Genomic DNA, 20,750 nt, shown 5'->3' on the forward strand with positions numbered 1-20,750 from the left:
TGCTGGCTTCCGCGAGAGGGATGCACGTATGAACGAGGAAAAGCTCCGCTACTTTCTCAAGCGGGTGACGGCCGATCTCCATGAAACCCGGCGTCGTCTGCAGGAAGTGGAGTCGGGGGAACAGGAGCCGATCGCGATCGTCGGGATGAGCTGCCGCTACCCCGGGGGCGTCCAGTCGCCCGAGGACCTGTGGCGGCTGGTCGCCGAGGGCGCGGACGCCGTCTCGGGCTTCCCCACCGACCGCGGCTGGGACGTCGAGCGTCTCTTCGACGACGACCCCGACCAGCAGGGCACGAGCTACGTCAGCGAGGGCGGATTCCTCCACGAGGCCAACCACTTCGACCCGGCCTTCTTCGGGATCAGCCCGCGTGAGGCCGTGGCGATGGACCCCCAGCAGCGGCTGCTGCTGGAAGCCACCTGGGAGGCGTTCGAGCGGGCCGGTATCGACCCGGCGTCGGTGCGCGGCAGCCGTACCGGGGTGTTCGCGGGCGTGATGTACCACGACTACACCTCGCGGCTGCGCGCCGTCCCCGAAGGCGTCGAGGGCTACCTCGGCACCGGCGGTTCAAGCAGCATCGCCTCCGGCCGGGTGTCGTACACGTTCGGTCTTGAGGGTCCGGCGGTCACGGTCGACACGGCCTGCTCGTCGTCCCTCGTGACCCTGCATCTGGCCGTTCAGGCGCTGCGGAACGGCGAGTGCTCGCTCGCGCTGGCCGGTGGTGTCACCGTGATGCCGACTCCGGGCACGTTCACCGAGTTCAGCCGCCAGCGCGGGCTGTCGTTCGACGGCCGCTGCAAGTCGTTCGCCGCCGCCGCCGACGGTACGGGGTGGGGCGAGGGTGTCGGCATGCTGCTGGTGGAGCGGTTGTCGGACGCCCAGCGCAACGGGCATCCGGTGTTGGCGATCGTGCGGGGTAGTGCGGTCAATCAGGATGGTGCGAGTAATGGGCTTACGGCGCCGAATGGTCCGTCGCAGCAGCGGGTGATTCGTCAGGCTTTGGCGAATGCGCGGTTGACGGCGGCGGATGTTGATGTGGTGGAGGCGCACGGTACGGGCACCACGTTGGGTGACCCGATCGAGGCGCAGGCGCTGCTGGCGACGTATGGGCAGGAGCGTTCCGACGACCAGCCGCTGTGGCTGGGGTCGATCAAGTCGAACATGGGCCATACGCAGGCCGCCGCTGGTGTTGCCGGGATCATCAAGATGGTGATGGCGATGCGGCATGGTGTGTTGCCGCAGACCCTGCATGTTGATGAGCCGACGCCGCATGTTGACTGGGCGGCGGGTGCGGTCTCGTTGCTGACCGAGGCGCGGGAGTGGCCGGAGACCGGCCGTCCGCGTCGAGCCGCCGTCTCCTCGTTCGGTATCAGCGGCACCAACGCCCACACGATCATCGAGCAGGCACCGCCGCTGGACGCGGAGGAAGCCGCCGGGGAGCCTCGGGCGCTCCCGGTGCTGCCATGGGTGCTGTCGGCGAAGACCACCGAGGCGTTGCGTGCGCAGGCCGAGCGCCTGCTGACGTACACGTCGGCACGCCCGGAACTCGACGTGGTCGACGTCGGTCACTCACTGGCGACGACCCGATCCGCGCTGGAGCACCGCGCTGCCGTCATCGCGGGCGATCGCGAGGTCCTCCTCGACCGCCTGGCGAAGCTCGCGGCCGGTGAGTCCCCCGCCGGAGTGGTCCAGGCAGCGGCGGACGGCCGGGGCAAGGTGGCGTTCCTGTTCACCGGTCAGGGCAGTCAGCGGCTCGGTATGGGGCGGGAGTTGTACGAGGCGTATCCGGCCTTCGCGGAGGCGTTGGATGCGGTGTGTGATGGCTTCGACCTGCCGTTGCGGGATGTGCTGTTCGGTTCTGATGGTGGCGTGCTGGATCAGACGGGGTGCACCCAGCCTGCGTTGTTCGCGGTTGAGGTGGCGTTGTTCCGGTTGGTTGAGTCGTGGGGGTTGAAGCCCGATTTCGTGTCCGGGCATTCGATCGGTGAACTTGCCGCCGCGCATGTTGCCGGGGTGCTGTCGCTGGATGACGCTTGTGCGTTGGTGGCGGCTCGTGGTCGGTTGATGCAGGAGCTGCCGGGTGGCGGTGCGATGGTGGCTGTTCAGGCCGCCGAGGATGAGGTCACGCTGACGGATGGCGTGAGCATTGCGGCGATCAATGGGCCTTCCTCTGTCGTCATCGCGGGCGACGAGGCCGAGGTTCTGGAGATCGCCGCGTCGTTCGAGGCGCAGGGTCGTAAGACGAAGCGGCTGACCGTGAGCCATGCGTTCCATTCGCCGCATATGGATGGGATGTTGGCGGACTTCCGCAAGGTGGCGGAGGGGCTGAGGTATGCGGCGCCGCGCATTCCGGTGGTGTCGAACCTGACTGGTGGGGTGGTCTCTGCCGAGGAGATCGGCTCGGCCGACTTCTGGGTACGGCATGTCCGCGAAGCGGTCCGCTTCCTCGACGGGGTGCGGGCTCTGGAGGACCAGGGTGTCACGACGTACATCGAGCTCGGCCCGGACGGTGTGCTGTCCGCGATGGCCCAGGACTGCGTCACGACTGATGACGCGGCGTTCCTCCCCGTACTGCGCGGTGGCCGCCCCGAGCCCGAGTCCCTGACCGTTGCCCTGGCCGAGGCCCATGTGCGTGGGGTGGCCGTCGACTGGACCGCGTACTTCGGCGGTACGGGCGCGGGCCGGGTGGACCTGCCCACGTACGCCTTCCAACACCAGCACTACTGGCTGGACGCGGGTACCGCCGTTGGCGATGTCACCTCGGCCGGTCTGCGCTCGGCGGAGCACCCGCTGCTCGGCGCCGCCGTCTCGCTGGCGGACGCCGAGGGGTTCCTGTTCACCGGCCGGCTGTCGTTGGACACACATCCGTGGCTGGCCGACCACGCCGTGATGGGCGCGGTGCTGCTCCCCGGCACCGCCTTCGTCGAGCTTGCCGTGCGTGCCGGGGACCAGGTCGGCTGCGACCAGGTGGACGAACTGACCCTGGAGGCCCCGCTGGTGCTGCCCGAGCAGGGCGGTGTGCAGCTTCAGCTCGCGATTGGCGCGCCGGATGAAGCCGGTCGCCGTTCCATGGCGTTCCACTCCCGCCCTGACCATGCGGCGGATGACGAGCCGTGGTTGCGGCATGCGACAGGTGTGCTGGCCCAGGGTGCGCGGGATGCGTCGTTCGATCCGGGCGTCTGGCCGCCGTCGGACGCGGAGGCGGTGGACGTCGCCGGTCTGTACGAGGGCTTGGCGGCCGCCGGGTTCACCTACGGTCCGGTGTTCCAGGGGCTGCGGGCCGCCTGGCGGCGTGGCGATGAGGTCTTCGTCGAGGTGAGCCTGCCGGAGGGCGCTGAGGACGGTGCCTTTGGGCTGCACCCGGCGTTGCTGGACGCGGTGTTGCATGGCATCGGACTGGGCGAACTGGTCGAGGACACCGGGCAGGGACGTCTGCCGTTCTCCTGGTCGGGCGTCTCGCTGCACGCGGTGGGCGCGTCGGCGCTGCGGGTGCGGTTGGCGAAGGCCGGGCCGGACGCGGTGTCTTTGACGGTGGCGGACCGGACCGGGCGGCCGGTGGCATCGGTGGATGCGCTGGTGCTGCGGTCGGTTTCGCCGGAGCAGCTCGGCGGCGGCCGTGACGATTTGGCGGATTCGCTGTTCCGGGTGGAGTGGTCGGAGCTGCCGGTGGGTTCGGCGGCTGCGGAGGGTCGTTGGGCCGTACTGGGCGCCGACGGCGCGGGCCTGCCGGACGCCGAGGTGTACGGGGATCTGGCGGCGCTGGCGGAGGCGGTGGAGTCCGGCGCCGTGGCGCCGGATCTGGTGCTGGCTTCGTACGAGCCCGATGGATCCGCTGATGTCCCGGCTGCGGTGCGTGCGGCCACCGCGTGGGCGTTGAGCCTGCTGCAGTCGTGGCTTGCCGATGAGCGGTTCGACGGTTCGCGGCTGGTGGTCGCGACGCGCGGTGCCGATCTGGTGGGTTCGGCCGTGCGGGGTCTGGTGCGGTCCGCGCAGTCGGAGAACCCGGGCCGGATCGTGCTGGTTGACGCGGAGGACGCTTCGTCGGAGCTGTTGGCGGCCGCGGTGGCGTCCGGTGAGCCGGAGGTGGCCGTACGCGGCGACCGGGTCGAGGTGCCCAGGCTGGCGCGGGCTGTCGCTGACGGCGAGGAGTCGTCGTTCGCCGAGGACGGCACGGTGTTGATCACCGGTGCCAGTGGCCAGTTGGGCGGGGTGTTCGCCCGGCATCTGGTGGCCGAGCGCGGAGTGCGGCAGTTGCTGCTGGTGTCCCGGCGCGGCGACCAGGCCGAAGGCGCCGGTGAACTGGCTGCGGAACTCGCTGAATTGGGCGCACATGTGACGTGGGCGGCCTGTGATGTGGCCGATCGGGAGGCACTTGCGGGAGTGCTGGCCGCGGTTCCGGCCGAGCATCCGCTGACTGGGGTGGTGCACACCGCCGGTGTGCTGGACGACGGTGTCATTGGCTCGCTGACCGAGGAGCGCATCGATCGGGTTCTGCGTCCGAAGGTGGATGCGGCCTGGAACCTGCATGAGCTCACTCAGGACGTGGATCTGTCGGCGTTTGTGTTGTTCTCGTCGGCTGCTGGTGTGTTCGGTGGTGCGGGGCAGGGCAATTACGCGGCGGCGAACAGCTTCCTTGACGCGCTGGCGGAGCACCGTAGGTCGCGGGGGCTGGCGGCGAGTTCGTTGGCGTGGGGTCTGTGGTCCACCGGTATGGCCGATGAGTTGGATGCGGCTGATGTTGAGCGGTTGAACCGTGGTGGTGTGGCCGCGTTGCCCGTGGCGGACGGTGTGGCGTTGTTCGACGCGGCTGGGCGCGCTGGTGAGGCGTTGTTGGTGCCGATGCGGTTGGACATGGCCGGGTTGCGGGTGCAGGCGGGCAGCGGCATGCTGCCGCCCCTGCTGCGCGGCCTGGTCCGCACCCCCACCCGCCGCGCCACCGCGGCAGCGGCGGCGACCGGCGGATGGGCGGAACGCCTGGCCGGGCTCTCATCGGCCGAACGCGACCGCGCCGTCCTGGAGTTGGTCTGCACGCAGGTCGCCGCCGTCCTGGGGTTGGCGGGGCCGGAGACGGTCGAACCGCTGCGCGCCTTCAACGAGGTGGGCTTCGACTCCCTGACCGCCCTCGAACTGCGGAACCGGCTGAACGCGGCCACCGACGTACGACTCCCCGCCACCTTGATCTTCGACTACCCAACGCCGACGGCCCTGGCCGAGTACCTGGCAGCGGAATTCCTCGGTGCTCGGGCGGACACTGCCGTTCCGGCCGTTGCGGCGACGGCGGCGGATGACGAGCCGATCGCGATCGTGGCGATGAGCTGCCGCTTCCCCGGCCAAGTGCGGTCACCGGAAGACCTGTGGCAACTGGTCACCGAAGGCAGGGACGCGATATCCGGATTGCCGACCGATCGAGGCTGGGACGTGGAGGGTCTGTTCGACCCGGACCCCGACCAGCCCGGTACGAGCTACACCCGCGATGGTGGCTTCCTGCACGACGCACACCACTTCGACCCGGTCTTCTTCGGCATCAGCCCGCGCGAGGCATTGGCCACCGACCCGCAGCAGCGGCTGCTGTTGGAAGCCACCTGGGAGGCGTTCGAGCGGGCCGGTATCGACCCGGCGTCGGTGCGCGGCAGCCGTACGGGTGTCTTCGCGGGCGTGATGTACAACGACTACGGCACCCTCCTGCACCGCGCGCCTGACGGCCTTGAGGGATACATGGGCACCGCGAGCTCCGGCAGTGTGGCCTCGGGGCGGGTGTCGTACACGTTCGGTCTTGAGGGTCCGGCGGTCACGGTCGACACGGCCTGCTCGTCGTCTCTTGTCACCCTGCATCTGGCCGTTCAGGCGCTGCGGAACGGCGAGTGCTCGTTGGCGCTGGCCGGTGGTGTGACGGTGATGGCGACCCCGGGCACGTTCGTGGCGTTCAGCCGCCAGCGCGGTTTGGCGGCGGACGGCCGCTGCAAGCCGTTCGCCGCTGGTGCGGACGGTACGGCGTGGGGCGAGGGCGTCGGCATGCTGCTGGTGGAGCGGTTGTCGGATGCGCGGAAGAACGGTCATCCGGTGTTGGCGATCGTGCGTGGTAGTGCGGTCAATCAGGATGGTGCGAGTAATGGTCTGACGGCGCCGAATGGTCCGTCGCAGCAGCGGGTGATTCGTCAGGCTTTGGCGAATGCGCGGTTGACGGCGGCGGATGTTGATGTGGTGGAGGCGCACGGTACGGGTACCACGTTGGGTGACCCGATCGAGGCGCAGGCGCTGCTGGCGACGTATGGGCAGGAGCGTTCCGACGACCAGCCGCTGTGGCTGGGTTCGATCAAGTCGAACATGGGCCATACGCAGGCCGCCGCTGGTGTTGCCGGGATCATCAAGATGGTGATGGCGATGCGGCATGGTGTGTTGCCGCAGACCCTGCACGTGGATCAGCCGTCGCCGCATGTTGACTGGTCCGCTGGCGCGGTCTCGCTACTGACCGAGGCGCGGGAGTGGCCGGAGACCGGCCGTCCGCGCAGGGCCGCCGTCTCCTCGTTCGGTATCAGCGGCACCAACGCGCACACGATCATCGAGCAGGCACCGGTCCTCGCGGACGACCAGCCGGAGCAGATTCCGGCGGCGCCGAAGGTCCTGCCGTGGGCGCTGTCGGCCAGGTCTGCTGATGCGCTGCGGGGGCAGGCGGAGCGGCTGCGTACGCGGGTGGCCGCTGACCCGGACATGGGTCTGGCGGACGTTGGCCACTCGCTGGCCACCGGGCGCGCCCTCTTCGAGCACCGCGCGGTAGTGGTGGCGGGGGAGAGGAAGACGTTCCTCGCGGGCCTGGCGGCGCTGGCTGAAGGCCGTGAGGCCGCTGGGGTGATCGAGGGTTCGCCGGTCGGCGGGAAGGTCGCGTTCCTGTTCACCGGGCAGGGCAGCCAGCGGCTGGGCATGGGCCGGGAGCTATATGAGGTGTATCCCGTGTTCGCCGAGGCGCTGGACGCGGTCTGCGAGCGCTTCGAACTGCCGTTGAAGGATGTGCTGTTCGGGAACGAAGCCACGTTGCTGGACCAGACCGCTTACACGCAGCCCGCGCTGTTCGCGGTCGAGGTGGCGTTGTTCCGGTTGGTGGAGTCGTGGGGGATCAGGCCGGACTTCCTGTCCGGGCATTCCATTGGTGAACTCGCCGCCGCGCATGTGGCCGGGGTGCTGTCGCTCGATGACGCCTGCACGTTGGTGGCGGCTCGTGGCCGGTTGATGCAGGAGCTGCCGGGTGGCGGCGCGATGGTGGCCGTGCAGGCGTCGGCGGACGAGGTCAGTCAACTGTTGACCGAGCGGGTCAGCATTGCCGCGATCAACGGTCCGACGTCGGTCGTCATCGCGGGCGACGAGGACGCGGCCCTGGAGATCGCCGCGGCCTTCGAGGCGCAGGGTCGTAAGACCAAGCGGCTGACCGTCAGCCATGCGTTCCACTCGCCGCACATGGACGGCATGCTGGACGCCTTCCGCAAGATCGCGGAGGGCCTGACCTACCAAGCCCCGCGCATCCCGATCGTCTCCAACCTCACCGGCACCGTCGTCTCGGCCGATGAGATCACCACTCCGGACTTCTGGGTCCGACATGTCCGTGAGGCCGTCCGTTTCCTCGACGGCATCCGCACGCTGGAGGCCCAGAACGTCACGACGTTCGTCGAGCTCGGCCCGGACGGTGTGCTGTCGGCGATGGCCCAGGACTGCGTCACGGCTGATGGCGCCGCCTTCGTCCCCGTACTCCGCACCGGCTGCCCCGAACCCGAAACCCTGACCGCCGCCTTGGCCCAGGCCCACGTCAACGGCATCGCCGTCGACTGGCAGGCGTACTTCACCGGAACCGGCGCCCGCCGCGTCGACCTGCCCACCTACGCCTTCCAGCACCAGCGGTACTGGATCGACGTCCCGGTCACCGCGGGCGATGTCGCGTCCGCCGGACTGGGGGCGGCCGATCACCCGCTGCTGGGGGCGGCGGTGGAGTTGCCGGAATCCGATGGCTACGTCTTCACCGGGCGGCTGGGGTTGCGGACGCACCCCTGGCTGGCCGACCACGCCGTGGCCGGGACGGTGCTGCTACCTGGTACGGCGTTCGTCGAGCTGGCGATCCGGGCCGGGGACCAGGTCGGCTGCGATGTGCTGGAAGAACTCACCCTTGAGTCCCCGCTGATCCTTTCCTCGGAAGGCGCTGTTCAACTGCGGCTCTCCGTAGCCGAGTCGGACGCGTCAGGCCGTCGGGCGCTGACCCTGCACTCGCGGGCGCAGGACGCCTCGGCCGACGAGCCGTGGATCCGGCACGCAAGCGGCGTACTCGCGGCCGGTCCCGCCCGACCGGCGGCCGATCTTGCCGTCTGGCCCCCGGCCGACGCGGAATCGCTTGACGTCGGCGGGCTCTACGAGCGGTTCGCAGATGGCGGCTTCGGGTACGGGCCCGCCTTCCAGGGGCTACGGGCCGCTTGGCGGCGCGGCGACGAGATCTTCGCGGAGCTTCAGCTGCCGCAGGAGCAGCACGCCGACGCCGCCCGATTCGGTCTGCACCCGGCACTGCTCGACTCCGCGTTGCACGGCCTGGCCTTGGGCGGTATCACCGGTGGTGCCGATGAAGCCGGAAAGGCCCAGGAAGCCGCTGGCGGCCATGGCACCGACGCGCCGGGGATCCGGCTCCCGTTCTCCTGGAGCGGAGTCTCCCTGCATGCCATCGGCGCGTCCGCGCTCCGGGTGCGGATCGCACCGGCCGGGGACGGTTCCGTGTCGCTGACGGCGGTGGACGAGACCGGCGGCCTTGTCGCATCGGTCGAGTCGCTGGCGTTGCGGCGGATCGATCCGGCCCAACTGCAGGCCGCCCAAGTACAGATGACGTTCCATGACTCCCTCTTCCGGGTGGAGTGGACGGCTGTCCCCGGCCAGGGTGCGGTACCGGCCCGGCGCTGGGCCGTGCTCGGCGCCGATCACCTCAAGTTGGGGGCCGCGCTGGAGGCGGCCGGTGTCGCGATCGACAGCTACGCCGATCTCGCGGCGCTCGCCGGTGTCGTACAGGCGGGCAAGCCCATGCCCGAGGTGGTTCTCGCGCCCTGCCCGACCGACGAGGTGGGCAGCGACGCGGAAGCGGCCCGCCAGGTGACCCATGACGCCCTGGGCGTCGTGCAGTCATGGCTGGCCGAGGAGGCCTTCGAGGGCGCGCGGCTGGTGTTCGTCACCCGTGGCGCGGTGGCCGCCCACGGTGATGCGGGTGTGGCGGACCTGGTCCACGCCCCGCTGTGGGGTCTGCTGCGTTCGGCCCAGACGGAGAACCCGGAACGTCTCGTTCTGCTGGACATCGACGATCAGGACGCCTCGTACGGTCTGCTGCCCGGTGCTCTGGTCGATGGCGAGGCGCAACTGGCCGTTCGCGCGGGCGGGTTGTACGTCCCGCGCCTGGCCAGGGTTCCGGTTGCCGTGCGGGAGGAGGCCGACGCCGCCCTACCGCCGTTCAACCCGGACGGCACCGTGCTGATCACGGGAGCCACCGGGGCGCTCGGTGGGCTCGTCGCCCGGCACCTGGTGGCCGAACACGGCGTACGCCGACTGCTGCTCACCAGCCGTCGCGGACCGCAGGCGGAAGGCGCCGCGGAGTTGGTGGCCGAGTTGTCCGAACTGGGTGCGAACGCGGTCGTCGCGGCCTGTGACGCGGCCGACCGCGATGCGCTGCAGCGGCTGCTCGACGGTGTCCCCGACGCGCATCCGCTCACCGCCGTCGTGCACACCGCCGGTGTGCTGGACGATGCGCTGATCCCGTCGCTCACCGCGGACCGGATCGACACGGTGTTCCGGCCGAAGGTGGACGCGGCACTGAATCTGCACGAGCTGACCCGGGACCTGGAGCTGGACGCGTTCGTCCTGTTCTCGTCCGCGGCCGGCGTCTTCGGCACCCCCGGTCAGGGCAACTACGCGGCGGCCAATGCCTTCCTGGACGCGCTGGCGGAACGCCGCCGGGCCGAGGGGCTGCCCGCGGTCTCGCTCGCCTGGGGGCTGTGGGCCCAGCGCAGCGCGATGACCGGCGAGTTGGCCGACGCGGATGTGCAGCGGATGGCCCGGGGCGGTCTGCTGCCGTTGTCGACCGAGCGCGGACTGGCGCTGTTCGACACCGCGTGCGGGGGTGCGGTTGCCGACGAGGCCGCGTTGGTGCCGGTGAGTCTGGACACCGCGCCGCTCAGGGCCCAGGCGGCCGTCGGCGCGTTGCCCGGCCTGTTCCGCGGGTTGGTACGGGGTGTCGCCCGACGTACCGCGCAGGCCGGGGGCGCCGCGGACACGGGGGCGGACACGCTCCTGCGGCGGCTGGCCGGGCTGGGCGAGGCCGAGCAGGAGGACGTGCTGCTGGGGCTGGTGCGCGCACAGGTGGCCGTCGTTCTGGGGTATGCGTCGCCGGACGAGGTCGGCGCGGGCCGGGAGTTCCTCGAACTGGGTGTGGACTCGCTGACCGCCGTCGAACTGCGCAACCGGCTGAACGCGGCGACCGGGCTGCGGCTGCCTCCGACGCTGCTGTTCGACCACCCGACGCCGACGCTGACCGCCCAGCGGCTGCGCGCCGAGCTGGCCGGGGCGGCGCCCGACGGCGCACAGGCGGCGGCCGGTGCGGACGAGCCGACCGGCGGTGTCTTCGGCGCGATGCTGCAGCAGGCCGGTGAACTCGGCAAGTCGGGTGAGTTCATGGGGCTGTTGATGGAGGCCTCGCGATTCCGGCCGTCCTTCGGTTCGGCGGCGGAGCTGCGAAAGGCGCCGAGCCTGGTCCGGCTGTCCTCCGGTGACCGGCAGCCCGGCCTGGTCTGCTTCTCCTCGATCCTGTCGATCTCCGGACCGCACCAGTACGCCCGGTTCGCCGCGGCCTTCCGGGGCCGTCGGGACCTGTGGGCGCTGGGTGCGCCCGGCTTCCTCGGCGGGGAGCAGCTGCCCGCGACCAAGGAGGCGGTGATCGAGGCGCAGGCGGAGGCGGTGGTACGGCATGCCGACGGCAAGCCGTTCGTACTGCTCGGCCACTCCTCGGGCGGGATGCTCGCACACGCGGTCGCGGCGCGGCTGGAGGACGACGGGGTGTTCCCCGAAGCGGTCGTGCTGATCGACATCTACTCGCACGACGATGACGCGATCGTGGGCATCCAGCCGGGGCTGGCCGAGGGGATGAACGAACGGCAGGAGAGCTATGTGCCGGTCGACGACACCCGACTGCTCGCGATGGGCGGGTACTTCCGGCTGTTCGGCGACTGGAAGCCGCAGCCGGTCCGCACTCCGACGCTGCTGGTCCGGGCCGGGGAGCGGCTCTTCGACTGGACCAGGGACGGCGACTGGCGGTCCTACTGGGACCTGGAGCACACGGCCGTGGACGTGCCGGGCAACCACTTCACGATGATGGAGCAGCACGCCGACACCACCGCTCGGGCGGTGGACGACTGGCTCGCCGGAACCGACGGGCGCTGACGGCAGCGGTCTCCCGTCCGGTCCCACACACCCCCGTGTGCGGGACCGGACGGGAGTGCCTTCTACCGCCTTCAGCGCCGACTGGGACGGACTCCCGCCGCCGGTGACATCCTCCGGCGGGCTTTCAGTGGGCTGCCAGCGACCTCGACGAACTCGCGCGGGCCCGGCACGACTACGACTTCGACACTGACCCGGCCCGCCAGCGCTGACCTTGAAGAACAGGCCGAGGGCCGGGCTCCACCTTTCCGGTGGGGCCCGGCCCTCGGCCGTTGGACGTTACTTGTTGCGTTCGCGGGAGCGCTTGGGCAGGCCCACCGCCAGCACCTCGAAGTTGTCCTTGGTGCAGTCCAGCCGGTGGAAGAGGTTGTCAGGGCCGGTCACACACACCTTGGCCACCCCGGCCTCCTTCAACGTGGCCACCACGTTGAGCCAGTTGATCGGGCGGTCGAAGGTGTCCAGCATCATGGTCCGCATCCCGGCCGCGGAGTTGATGACGGTACCGTCCTGGTCGGTGACCACGGGCAGCTTCGGGTCGGCCAGTTCGTACGAGGAGAAGACCTGCTCCTCGGCCTCGCGCCGCAGCGCGGCGAACGCGGGGGCGTGTACCGGGGGCCGCATGGAGTACATGGAGTAGCCGCCGGCCTTGCTGATCTTCTGCTTGAGCCCTTCGAGTTCCTTCTCCCGGAGCGAGAGCATGTAGAAACCGTGGTCGAGATATCCCGAGAAGTCGTACCACTCGTCGCGCTCGTCGAATTCGGCCAGGATCTCCTTGAGCCGCTCCTCGGGGGTGCGGACGAAGGAGTGGGTGACCACGTCCGTGTACTCCCGGCGGAAGAACTCCTCCTCGCAGCGGGCGAGTTCCGCGGTGAGCCGGACCACCTCGGCGAAGGGCAGACTGCCGACATAGGCGGCCGCCGCCTTCTGGCCGAAGCTCGGGCCGACGCAGAAGTCGGGGCTGATGCCGTGGGTCTCCTCGGCCCGGTCGGCCATGGCCATCGAGTTGACCAGGAAGGCCACCTGGCTGAACTCGGAGTAGTCCTCGGTGGCCTCCCGGAAGTTGTCGAAGACCGATGTGCCCAGCGCCTCGTCGGCCTCCGCGAGACGGCGCCGGGCGAACGGGTCCAGCATCAGGAACTTGCCCACCTCGGAGAAGCTGGAGGGGCCCATGCCGGGGAACACGATGGCGGTAGGCGCCTGCTCGGATGTGGTCATGATGTGGTGCATGCCCTTACTGCTCGGTGGGGTTTAGTCCTGCGCCCTCTTGTGGAAGCCTCGGATGCCGATGAAGCCGTAGATGAGCGTGGCCGCGGCGATCGCCCCGATGCAGATCGGCAGCGGAATCGAGTGGGGTCCGCCCTTCGGCAGCAGCAGCCCTCGCATCGCCTCACTGACGTACGTCAGCGGGTTGAGGGTGCACAGGATCTGGAACCACCGGATGTGGGACAGGCTGGCCCACGGGAACTGGGTGGCCCCGGTGAACATGATGGGGGTCAGCGTCATCGCGAAGACGATGCTGATGTGCCGTGCGGGCGCCAGGGTGCCCAGCATCAGGCCGACCGCGCCGCCCACGATGCCGCCGAGCGAGATGATGCCGAGGGTCGCGGGCATGGTGTCCAGCGGCCAGGAGACATGGTCGAGCAGTCCCAGACCGATCGGAATCATCACCAGCGAGCCGATCACTCCGCGCATCGCGCCGAAGATGATCTTCTCGATCGCCACCAGCATCACCGGGATCGGTGCCAGCAGGCGGTCCTCGATCTCCTTGGTGTAGGAGAAGTCGATGGCCAGCGGAAGCGCGGTGTTCTGCAGGCTGACCAGGAAGCTGTTGAGCGCGACCACACCGGGCAGCAGCACCTGCTGGAAGTTCGGGTTGGTGTAGCCGAGATTGCTCAGCACCTTGCCGAAGACGAACAGGATGAAGAACGGCTCGACCAGCACCTGGCCGAGGAACGGCGCGATCTCCCGGCCGGTGACGAAGACGTCCCGCCACAGGATGAAGTAGAACGTCCGCCAGCGGGTGGCCCGGCGGCGGTGCCGACCGCTGCGGGACTGCTGGGGCGCGACGGTGGTGGCGTCCGGATCCTCGGCGGGCAGCGCCAGCTCGGCCGTGGAATCGGACGTGGAGGTGGGTGCGGTGGTCATCGCATCTCCCTACCGGTCAACTCGACGAAGACGTCTTCCAGGGTCGAATTGCCGACGCTCATGTCCTTGATTTCGCAGCTTGCATCGGCCAGCGCCTTGATGACGGTGGGCAGGATCAGCGAGGAGGCGGCGTCGGAGTAGACCTTCAACCGCACGTCCGCCGGCTTGGTTTCGTGGTGGAACTCGAATCCGTTCTCGCCGAACTCGGCGCCCGCGAGCGGATCCGGTTCCTCTTGGCGGACGATCTCGACATTGGCTACCGAATCGATCCGCTTCAGTTCTTGGATAACGCCGTCCGCACCGGATTCCGGCGGTGCGATGGTGACGCTGACCGAGGTGTTGGAGAGCGTCTCCATCAGCGCCTGCGGAGTGTCCAGGGCCAGCAGTCGGCCGTGGTCGATGATTCCGACCCGGTCGCACAGTTTCTCGGCCTCGTCCATGTCGTGGGTGGTGATGACCACCGTCACGCCGCGGTCGCTGAGATCGGCCACCCGCTCGCGGACGAAGAGCTGGGACTGCGGGTCGAGACCGGTGGCCGGTTCGTCGAGGAACAGCACTCGCGGCCGGTGCATCAGCGCGCGGGCGATCATGACGCGCTGCGCCTGGCCACCGGAGACCTCGTCGGAGCGGGCGTTGGCGTGATCGGTGAGGCCGACGAACTCCAGGCTCTCGTCGGCCAGTCGGTTGCGTTCGGCGCGCGGCAGGCCGTGGTATCCGGCGTGGAAGACCAGGTTCTGCCGAATGGTCAGGGAACGGTCGAGGTTGTTGCGCTGTGGGACGACGGCGAACGACTGGCGCGCGACCGCGGGCTTGGCGACCACGTCGACGCCCTGTACGAACGCCTGACCGCCGGTCGGCGCCACCCGGGTGGTCAGGATGCCGATCGTGGTGGTCTTACCGGCTCCGTTCGGGCCGAGGAACCCGAAGACCTCACCGTGGTTGACGGTGAAGCTGAGGTTGTTCACGGCGGGGTGTTCACGGTCGGGGTATTTTTTGACCAGTCCGTCGACTAGGACGGCATAATCCAGCGGACGTGTTGTATTCATTGACCCTGCGAATCAAGCTGGACGCTATAACGGCAGCACCGGTGTTCTGCCGCGAGGGTCGCACGTGCGGCGGGCTGCGTCGTTGTGCGCCGACGGAATGGGGAGCAATATGGTGCGTGCCATGTCTAGCACGCCCGACCACGGCCTGGACCTACCGGGCCGTAAACTTAGGGGTCGGCGGCACTGGCTAGGGGTGCTTAGGGGGAAATCCCGGGTGCTGTTTCCTTGCATTACCTCGTAGCATCGCCGCGTGACCGCGTCGAAGGATTCTTCGCAAAAATCATTGACGGCCGGGCAACCGCCGCACGACGCGCCTCGCGATTTCGCGTCAGCCATATCGACAACACCGTCTTCCACCGCCGGACTCCGCTGGCTGGTGGTTGGCGCGGGCGGCACGCTGGGGCGCGAGGTGACCGCTCGGCTCGCCGTCCAGGGCGTCGACACCGTGGCGTTGGGCCGCGCCGAGCTGGACATCACCGATCGCCGCGCGGCCGAGGAGGCGGTGGCCGGGCACCGTCCGCAGGTCGTGGTCAACTGCGCCGCCTGGACCGCCGTCGATGACGCGGAGACCCATGAGGCCGCCGCCGCGCGGATCAACGCCGACGGCCCGCGCAACCTGGCCCGCGCCTGCGCCGCATCCGGGGCCCGGCTGCTTCAGGTCTCCACCGACTATGTCTTCGGCGGCGCGGCCACGGACTTCGGTACTCCGTACGGCGAGCTCGCCCCGCCCGTCCCGTACACCGCGTACGGGCGCACCAAACTCGCTGGTGAACGCGCCGCGTTGGCGGAACTCCCGCATGCCACGGCCGTCGTCCGGACGGCATGGCTGTACGGCCGGGCCGCCACCGGCACCGCGACCACCGGTTTCGTCGGCACCATGGCCCGGATCGCGGTGCACGAGGACCGGACCGTCGATGTGGTCGACGACCAGCACGGCCAGCCCACCTGGGCGCCTGACCTAGCGGACCGGCTGATCGCGCTCGGCGGTCTGCCGGTGGACCGGGCCACCGGCGTCTTCCACGCCACCGGCGGCGGGCGGACCACCTGGTACGCGTTGGCGCGCGAGGTCTTCCACCTGGTGGGCGCCGATCCCGAGCGGGTCCGGCGGATCGGCAGCGACCAACTGGTGCGCGCGGCGCGCCGCCCGTCGTGGAGCGTGCTCGGCCATGACGGGTGGGCGAGGGTCGGTCTGCCCCCCTTGCGGCACTGGCGTACGGCACTCACCGAAGCGCTCGCGGACGCGTCCGGCCGGGCCGCGGACCCCAACCCCCCGGCAGCGGAGGCGCGTTGAACCATGAAACCCCTGTCCATAGATGGCGGCTGGGTCTATCAGCCGCGGCATTTCGACGATGATCGCGGCAGTTTCCTGGAGTGGTTCCAAGGCGACCGGTTCCTCGCGGAGACCGGCCGCCGCCTCCAACTCGCCCAGGCCAACTGCTCGATATCCCGCCGTGGCGTGCTACGCGGTGTGCACTACGCCGATGTGCCGCCCAGCCAGGCCAAGTACGTGACCTGTGTGCGCGGGGCCGTCCGCGACGTGGTGGTCGACCTGCGCACCGGCTCACCGACGTTCGGCGAGTGGGAGGCGGTGGAGCTCAACGACCGCGACCGCAACGCGGTGTTCCTGTCCGAGGGACTCGGCCACGCGTTCCAGGCACTGACCGACGACGCCACCGTCGTGTACCTGTGCTCGACCGGATACAGCCCGGGCCGTGAGCACGGCATCAACCCGCTCGACCCGGATCTGGGCATCGACTGGCTTGACGACATGGCGCCCGTACTGTCCGCCAAGGACGCCGCCGCCCCCGGCCTCGCGCAGGCCGAAGCGGCTGGTCTGCTGCCGTCCTACCAGGAGTGCCGGGCGTTCCTGCACTCCCTCGCGTCCGCCATCAGCGAGAGCACCGAGCCGATCGAGGAGACCCCGTGAAGGCGCTCGTCCTGTCCGGGGGGTCCGGCACCCGCCTGCGTCCCCTGACCCACACCTCGGCGAAGCAACTCGTCCCGGTGGCCAACAAGCCCATCCTCTTCTACGTACTCGAAGGCATCGCCGAGGCGGGTGTCACCGAAGTGGGGATCATCGTGGGCGATACCGCGCCGGAGATCCGCGCCGCCGTCGGTGACGGTTCCGCCTTCGGTATCTCGGTCACCTACCTTCCGCAGGACCGGCCGCTCGGTCTGGCGCACGCGGTGCGCATCGCACGGGACTGGCTCGGCGACGATGACTTCGTCATGTACCTGGGTGACAACTTCCTGGTCGGCGGGATCGCCGACCAGTTGCGGGACTTCCGGGACACCGGCCCGGACGCGCAGATCATGCTGACCCGGGTCGGCGATCCCTCCGCCTTCGGCGTCGCCGAGTTGGACGACGAGGGGCGGGTCATCGGGCTGGAGGAGAAGCCGCGGTTCCCCAAGAGCGATCTGGCGCTGGTCGGGGTGTACTTCTTCACCCCCGCCATCCATGACGCCGTCAGCGCCATCAGGCCCTCCGCGCGCGGCGAGTTGGAGATCACCGACGCCATCCAGTGGCTGATCGACCATGGCGCCCGGGTGCGCTCCTCGGTGGTCACCGGCTACTGGAAGGACACCGGGAACGCCACCGACATGCTGGAGGTCAACCGGTCCGTACTCGACCGGCTCGACCCGCGCTGCGACGGCACCGTGGACGAGGAGAGCGAACTCGTCGGCCGGGTCGTCGTCGAGCCCGGAGCCTCGGTGTCCCGGTCCCGGATCGTCGGGCCTGCGATCATCGGCCGCGGCAGCCGGGTCGAGGACTCCTACATCGGCCCGTTCACCTCGGTCGCCGACCACTGCACCATCGCCGACAGTGAGATCGAGTACTCGATCGTGCTGACCGGGGCCACGATCGACGGCGTCCGCCGCATCGAGGCGTCCATGATCGGCCGCGATGTGGCGGTCACGCCCGCCCCCCGTACCCCGCAAGCCCACCGCCTGATCCTCGGCGACCACAGCAAGGTGCAGATCCGTTCATGAAGATCCTGATCACCGGGGCAGCCGGCTTCATCGGCTCCCATCTCGTGCGTACGATCCTCGGTCCCGACCAGCCGCTCGGCGGCGATGTCCGGGTCACCGTCCTGGACAAGCTCACCTACGCGGGCCGCCTGGAGAACCTCGCGCCCGTCCAGGACGCACCCGGCTATGCGTTCGTGCACGGTGACATCACCGACGCGGCGCTGGTGGACCGACTGGTCGCGGAGCACGATGCGGTGATCCATCTGGCCGCCGAGTCCCATGTGGACCGTTCGATCGAGGCGGCGCAGGACTTCGTGAACACCAACGTCCTGGGCACCAGTGTGCTGTTGGACGCCGCGCTGCGGCATGGCACCGCGCCGTTCGTGCATGTCTCCACCGACGAGGTGTACGGCTCGGTTCCGGTGGGATCGTCCACCGAGGACGATCTGCTGCGGCCCAACTCCCCGTACTCGGCGTCGAAGGCCTCCAGCGATCTGATCGCCCTCGCCTACCACCGCACCCATGGCCTCGATGTGCGGGTGACCCGCTGCTCCAACAACTACGGCCCCTACCAGTACCCGGAGAAGGTGATCCCGCTCTTCGTCACCCGTCTGCTGCGCGGCGAGAACGTTCCGCTGTACGGGGACGGCGGCAACGTCCGGGACTGGCTGCATGTCGACGACCACTGCAGAGGCCTGCTCGCGGTGCTGACCGGTGGCAGAGCCGGCGAGATATACAACATCGGCGGCGGCACCGAGCTCACCAACAAGCGGCTGACCGCACTGCTGTTGGAGACGTGCGGGGCGGACTGGGACCGGGTGGACCTGGTCGCCGACCGCAAGGGGCACGACCGCCGCTACAGCGTCGACTGGACGAAGATCCGCGACGAGCTCGGCTACCGGCCGGTCCACGACTTCATGCTGGGGATCACCGAGACCGTGGACTGGTACCGCAAGAACCACAAGGTGTGGACACCGTTGCGGCAGGGGCCGCAGACCACATGACGGAAGAGACCACCCCCGACGACATCGGTCTGATCAGGATCCTGCAACCGGCGACCCCGAGCAGTTTCCGACTGGTGTGCTTTCCGGGCTTCGTGAATTCCACCGCCTACTACCTGGCGTTGGCGGAACTGCTGTTGCCCACCGTGGAGGTGCTGGTCATCCAGTATCCCGGTGACTCGGGCGATCCGGACGACCGGTGCTTCGGCGATCTGCAACCCGTCGCGGACTGCGAGGAGTTGGCCGACCGGATCTTCGAGGCACTGGGGGACTGGACCGACCGCCGCATCGCGCTGTTCGGCCACCGTGATGGCGCCTACCTCGCCTACCGGGTGGCCGAACGGCTGGAACGGGAGACCACGGCACTGCTGATGACGCTGTTCGTCTCCGGCCGGAACGCCCCGGGCGTACACGCCCCACTCGGGCCGCCGACCCTCAGCTGCCGCATCGTCGCCCTCACCGGCAACCACGATCCCCGTACCACGCCCGCGGGGGTACGCGCCTGGCGGCGCTGTACCAGCGGGCGTTTCGACCTCGAAGTCCTGGCCGGGGCGACGCGCTACCTCACCACGAGCAAGCGCGAGATCGTCAATCTCGTCCATGACCAGCTCATGTCGAGCTCCATCGAGATCATCGAAAACGTTGCGAATGTCAAGACCATCCAAGCCGAGTAGGACAAGGGAGCCTGCGAATGACCGCGAAAATATTTGCAGTCGACTCGGTACAGACCCTCGATGAATTCGAGCGGGACGCACTGCGCATCGCCGATGTGGTCCGCGACAGTGGGGTCGGCCTGGGCGACCGCGTCATGCTCAAGGCCGGGAACTCCGCCGCCTATGTGAGCGTGCTGTTCGCGCTGATGCATGTCGGCGCCTCGATCGTCCTGGTCGACCAGCAGGAACATGTCGAGGAGACCCGGCGTATCGCACTGCGCACCGGCGTCAAGATGACCTTCGTCGACGATGACGCGCCCATCGACGACGACGCGGACCCCGTCCACCTCTACCAGTTGCTGGTCGCCGCGGTCGATCGTCCCGTCACCGGCGAACGGCTGTCGTTCGAGAACTGGGGCGAACTGCCCGACGGCCTCATCATGTGGACCTCCGGCTCCACCGGCACGCCCAAGGGCGTCGTCAAGTCCGGCGCCAGGTTCCTGCGCAACCTGGAGCGCAACGCCGCACAGGTCGGCCATCGGGCCGATGACGTCCTGCTGCCGCTGCTGCCGTTCGCCCACCAGTACGGTCTGTCGATGGTGCTGATCGCCTGGCTCACCCGGTGCTCGCTGGTGATCGCCCCGTACCGGCGACTCGACCATGCGCTGCGGATGGCCGGGCAGACCGGTACGACGGTGATCGACGCGACACCGTCCAGCTACCGCAGCATCCTCAACCTGGTGACCCGCAAGACCGCGCTCCGCGTCCACCTGGAGTCGGTCCGGATGTTCTGTGTCGGCGCCGCACCGCTGGACGCACCGCTCGTCGACCGCTACGTCGAGGAGTTCGGACTGCCGCTGCTGGACAGCTACGGCAGCACCGAGCTGGGCAACATCGCCTTCGCCACGTTGGACAACCCGGTCGCCACCGGGCGCCCCATGGACGGCATCCAGGTCAGGATCGTCGACGAGGACCGGCAGTCGGTGGCCGCCGGGGAGGCGGGCGAGATCGAGGTCGACACCCCGGACGCGCTGGAGGGCCATCTCGCCGAGGACGGCACGGTGGAATCCGCGCCGACCGGATGGCAGCGCACCGGCGACCTCGGATACCTCGACGAGCACGGCAACCTGTTCGTCCTCGGGCGCAAGCTCGCCGTGCACCGCATGGGCTACACGCTCTATCCCGAGCTGATCGAGCGCAAGGTCGAGGCGGCGAACTGCCCGGTGAAGGTGGTGCCGTTGCCGGACGAGCGGCGCGGGGCGCAGTTGGTCTTCTTCGTGGAGGACGAGCAGCAGCGGGACGCGGCGCACTGGCGCGAGGTGCTGGGCGGACTGCTGCCCGCGTTCGAGCAGCCCAATCGGGTCGTCGTCCTCGATGCCTTTCCGCTCAACCGCAACGGGAAGCCGGACAAGCGCCGTCTGGAGGCTCTTGCTCAGGAGTAGAGCGCGACATCGAAGGAGGGGGGTTGGCGGCACCCGCCCCCCACCCCCCTCCT

General features: G+C 69.3%; 10 protein-coding genes. 7 read left to right on the forward strand and 3 right to left on the reverse strand.

Translation table 11 applies throughout. The features are described from left to right. Positions 1 to 28 precede the first annotated feature (28 nt). Positions 29 to 11,443 (forward strand): type I polyketide synthase, encoded by an 11,415-nt coding sequence (locus P2L57_RS06920; protein WP_275809914.1) that lies wholly within the window; start codon positions 29 to 31, stop codon positions 11,441 to 11,443. A 276-nt stretch (positions 11,444 to 11,719) separates the two neighbouring features. Here P2L57_RS06920 and P2L57_RS06925 read toward each other — a convergent pair whose 3' ends face one another. The 3 genes from P2L57_RS06925 to P2L57_RS06935 are packed head-to-tail and all read right to left on the reverse strand — an operon-like array spanning position 11,720 to position 14,631. Then, on the reverse strand, positions 11,720 to 12,655 hold the full coding sequence (locus P2L57_RS06925) for an ACP S-malonyltransferase (protein ID WP_275809917.1): 936 nt from the start codon (positions 12,653 to 12,655) through the stop codon (positions 11,720 to 11,722). 33 nt (positions 12,656 to 12,688) lie between these two features. Next, the gene (locus P2L57_RS06930; protein ID WP_275809920.1) at positions 12,689 to 13,585 is read right to left on the reverse strand and encodes an ABC transporter permease; all 897 of its coding nucleotides are present in this window, start codon (positions 13,583 to 13,585) and stop codon (positions 12,689 to 12,691) included. Next, on the reverse strand, positions 13,582 to 14,631 hold the full coding sequence (locus P2L57_RS06935) for an ABC transporter ATP-binding protein (RefSeq protein ID WP_275809923.1): 1,050 nt from the start codon (positions 14,629 to 14,631) through the stop codon (positions 13,582 to 13,584). The genes P2L57_RS06930 and P2L57_RS06935 overlap by 4 nt, the downstream gene beginning before the upstream one ends. A 334-nt stretch (positions 14,632 to 14,965) precedes the next feature. Here P2L57_RS06935 and rfbD point away from each other — a divergent pair, with 334 nt between their 5' ends. From rfbD to P2L57_RS06965, 6 genes are read left to right on the forward strand one after another with little or no spacing between them, the layout of a single operon-like run. Further along, positions 14,966 to 15,922, forward strand: a complete 957-nt coding sequence (gene rfbD / locus P2L57_RS06940) for a dTDP-4-dehydrorhamnose reductase (protein ID WP_275810151.1) — start codon at positions 14,966 to 14,968, stop codon at positions 15,920 to 15,922. Between the two features lie 3 nt (positions 15,923 to 15,925). After that, positions 15,926 to 16,558, forward strand: a complete 633-nt coding sequence (gene rfbC, locus P2L57_RS06945) for a dTDP-4-dehydrorhamnose 3,5-epimerase (RefSeq protein WP_275809926.1) — start codon at positions 15,926 to 15,928, stop codon at positions 16,556 to 16,558. Beyond that, positions 16,555 to 17,622 carry a glucose-1-phosphate thymidylyltransferase gene (locus P2L57_RS06950; protein ID WP_275809929.1) on the forward strand — a complete coding sequence of 356 codons (1,068 nt, stop codon included), beginning with the start codon at positions 16,555 to 16,557 and terminating at the stop codon, positions 17,620 to 17,622. The genes rfbC and P2L57_RS06950 overlap by 4 nt, the downstream gene beginning before the upstream one ends. After that, positions 17,619 to 18,605, forward strand: coding sequence for a dTDP-glucose 4,6-dehydratase (gene rfbB, locus P2L57_RS06955; protein WP_275809932.1), 987 nt, complete (start codon positions 17,619 to 17,621; stop codon positions 18,603 to 18,605). Before P2L57_RS06950 ends, rfbB begins: the two co-directional genes overlap by 4 nt. After that, positions 18,602 to 19,276 carry a thioesterase II family protein gene (locus P2L57_RS06960; RefSeq protein ID WP_275809935.1) on the forward strand — a complete coding sequence of 225 codons (675 nt, stop codon included), beginning with the start codon at positions 18,602 to 18,604 and terminating at the stop codon, positions 19,274 to 19,276. The genes rfbB and P2L57_RS06960 overlap by 4 nt, the downstream gene beginning before the upstream one ends. 17 nt (positions 19,277 to 19,293) lie before the next feature. After that, the gene (locus P2L57_RS06965) at positions 19,294 to 20,697 is read left to right on the forward strand and encodes a class I adenylate-forming enzyme family protein (protein WP_275809938.1); all 1,404 of its coding nucleotides are present in this window, start codon (positions 19,294 to 19,296) and stop codon (positions 20,695 to 20,697) included. Positions 20,698 to 20,750 lie beyond the last annotated feature (53 nt).

The sequence above is a fragment of the Streptantibioticus ferralitis genome, assembly GCF_029223525.1.
Lineage (GTDB): Bacteria > Actinomycetota > Actinomycetes > Streptomycetales > Streptomycetaceae > Streptantibioticus_A > Streptantibioticus_A ferralitis.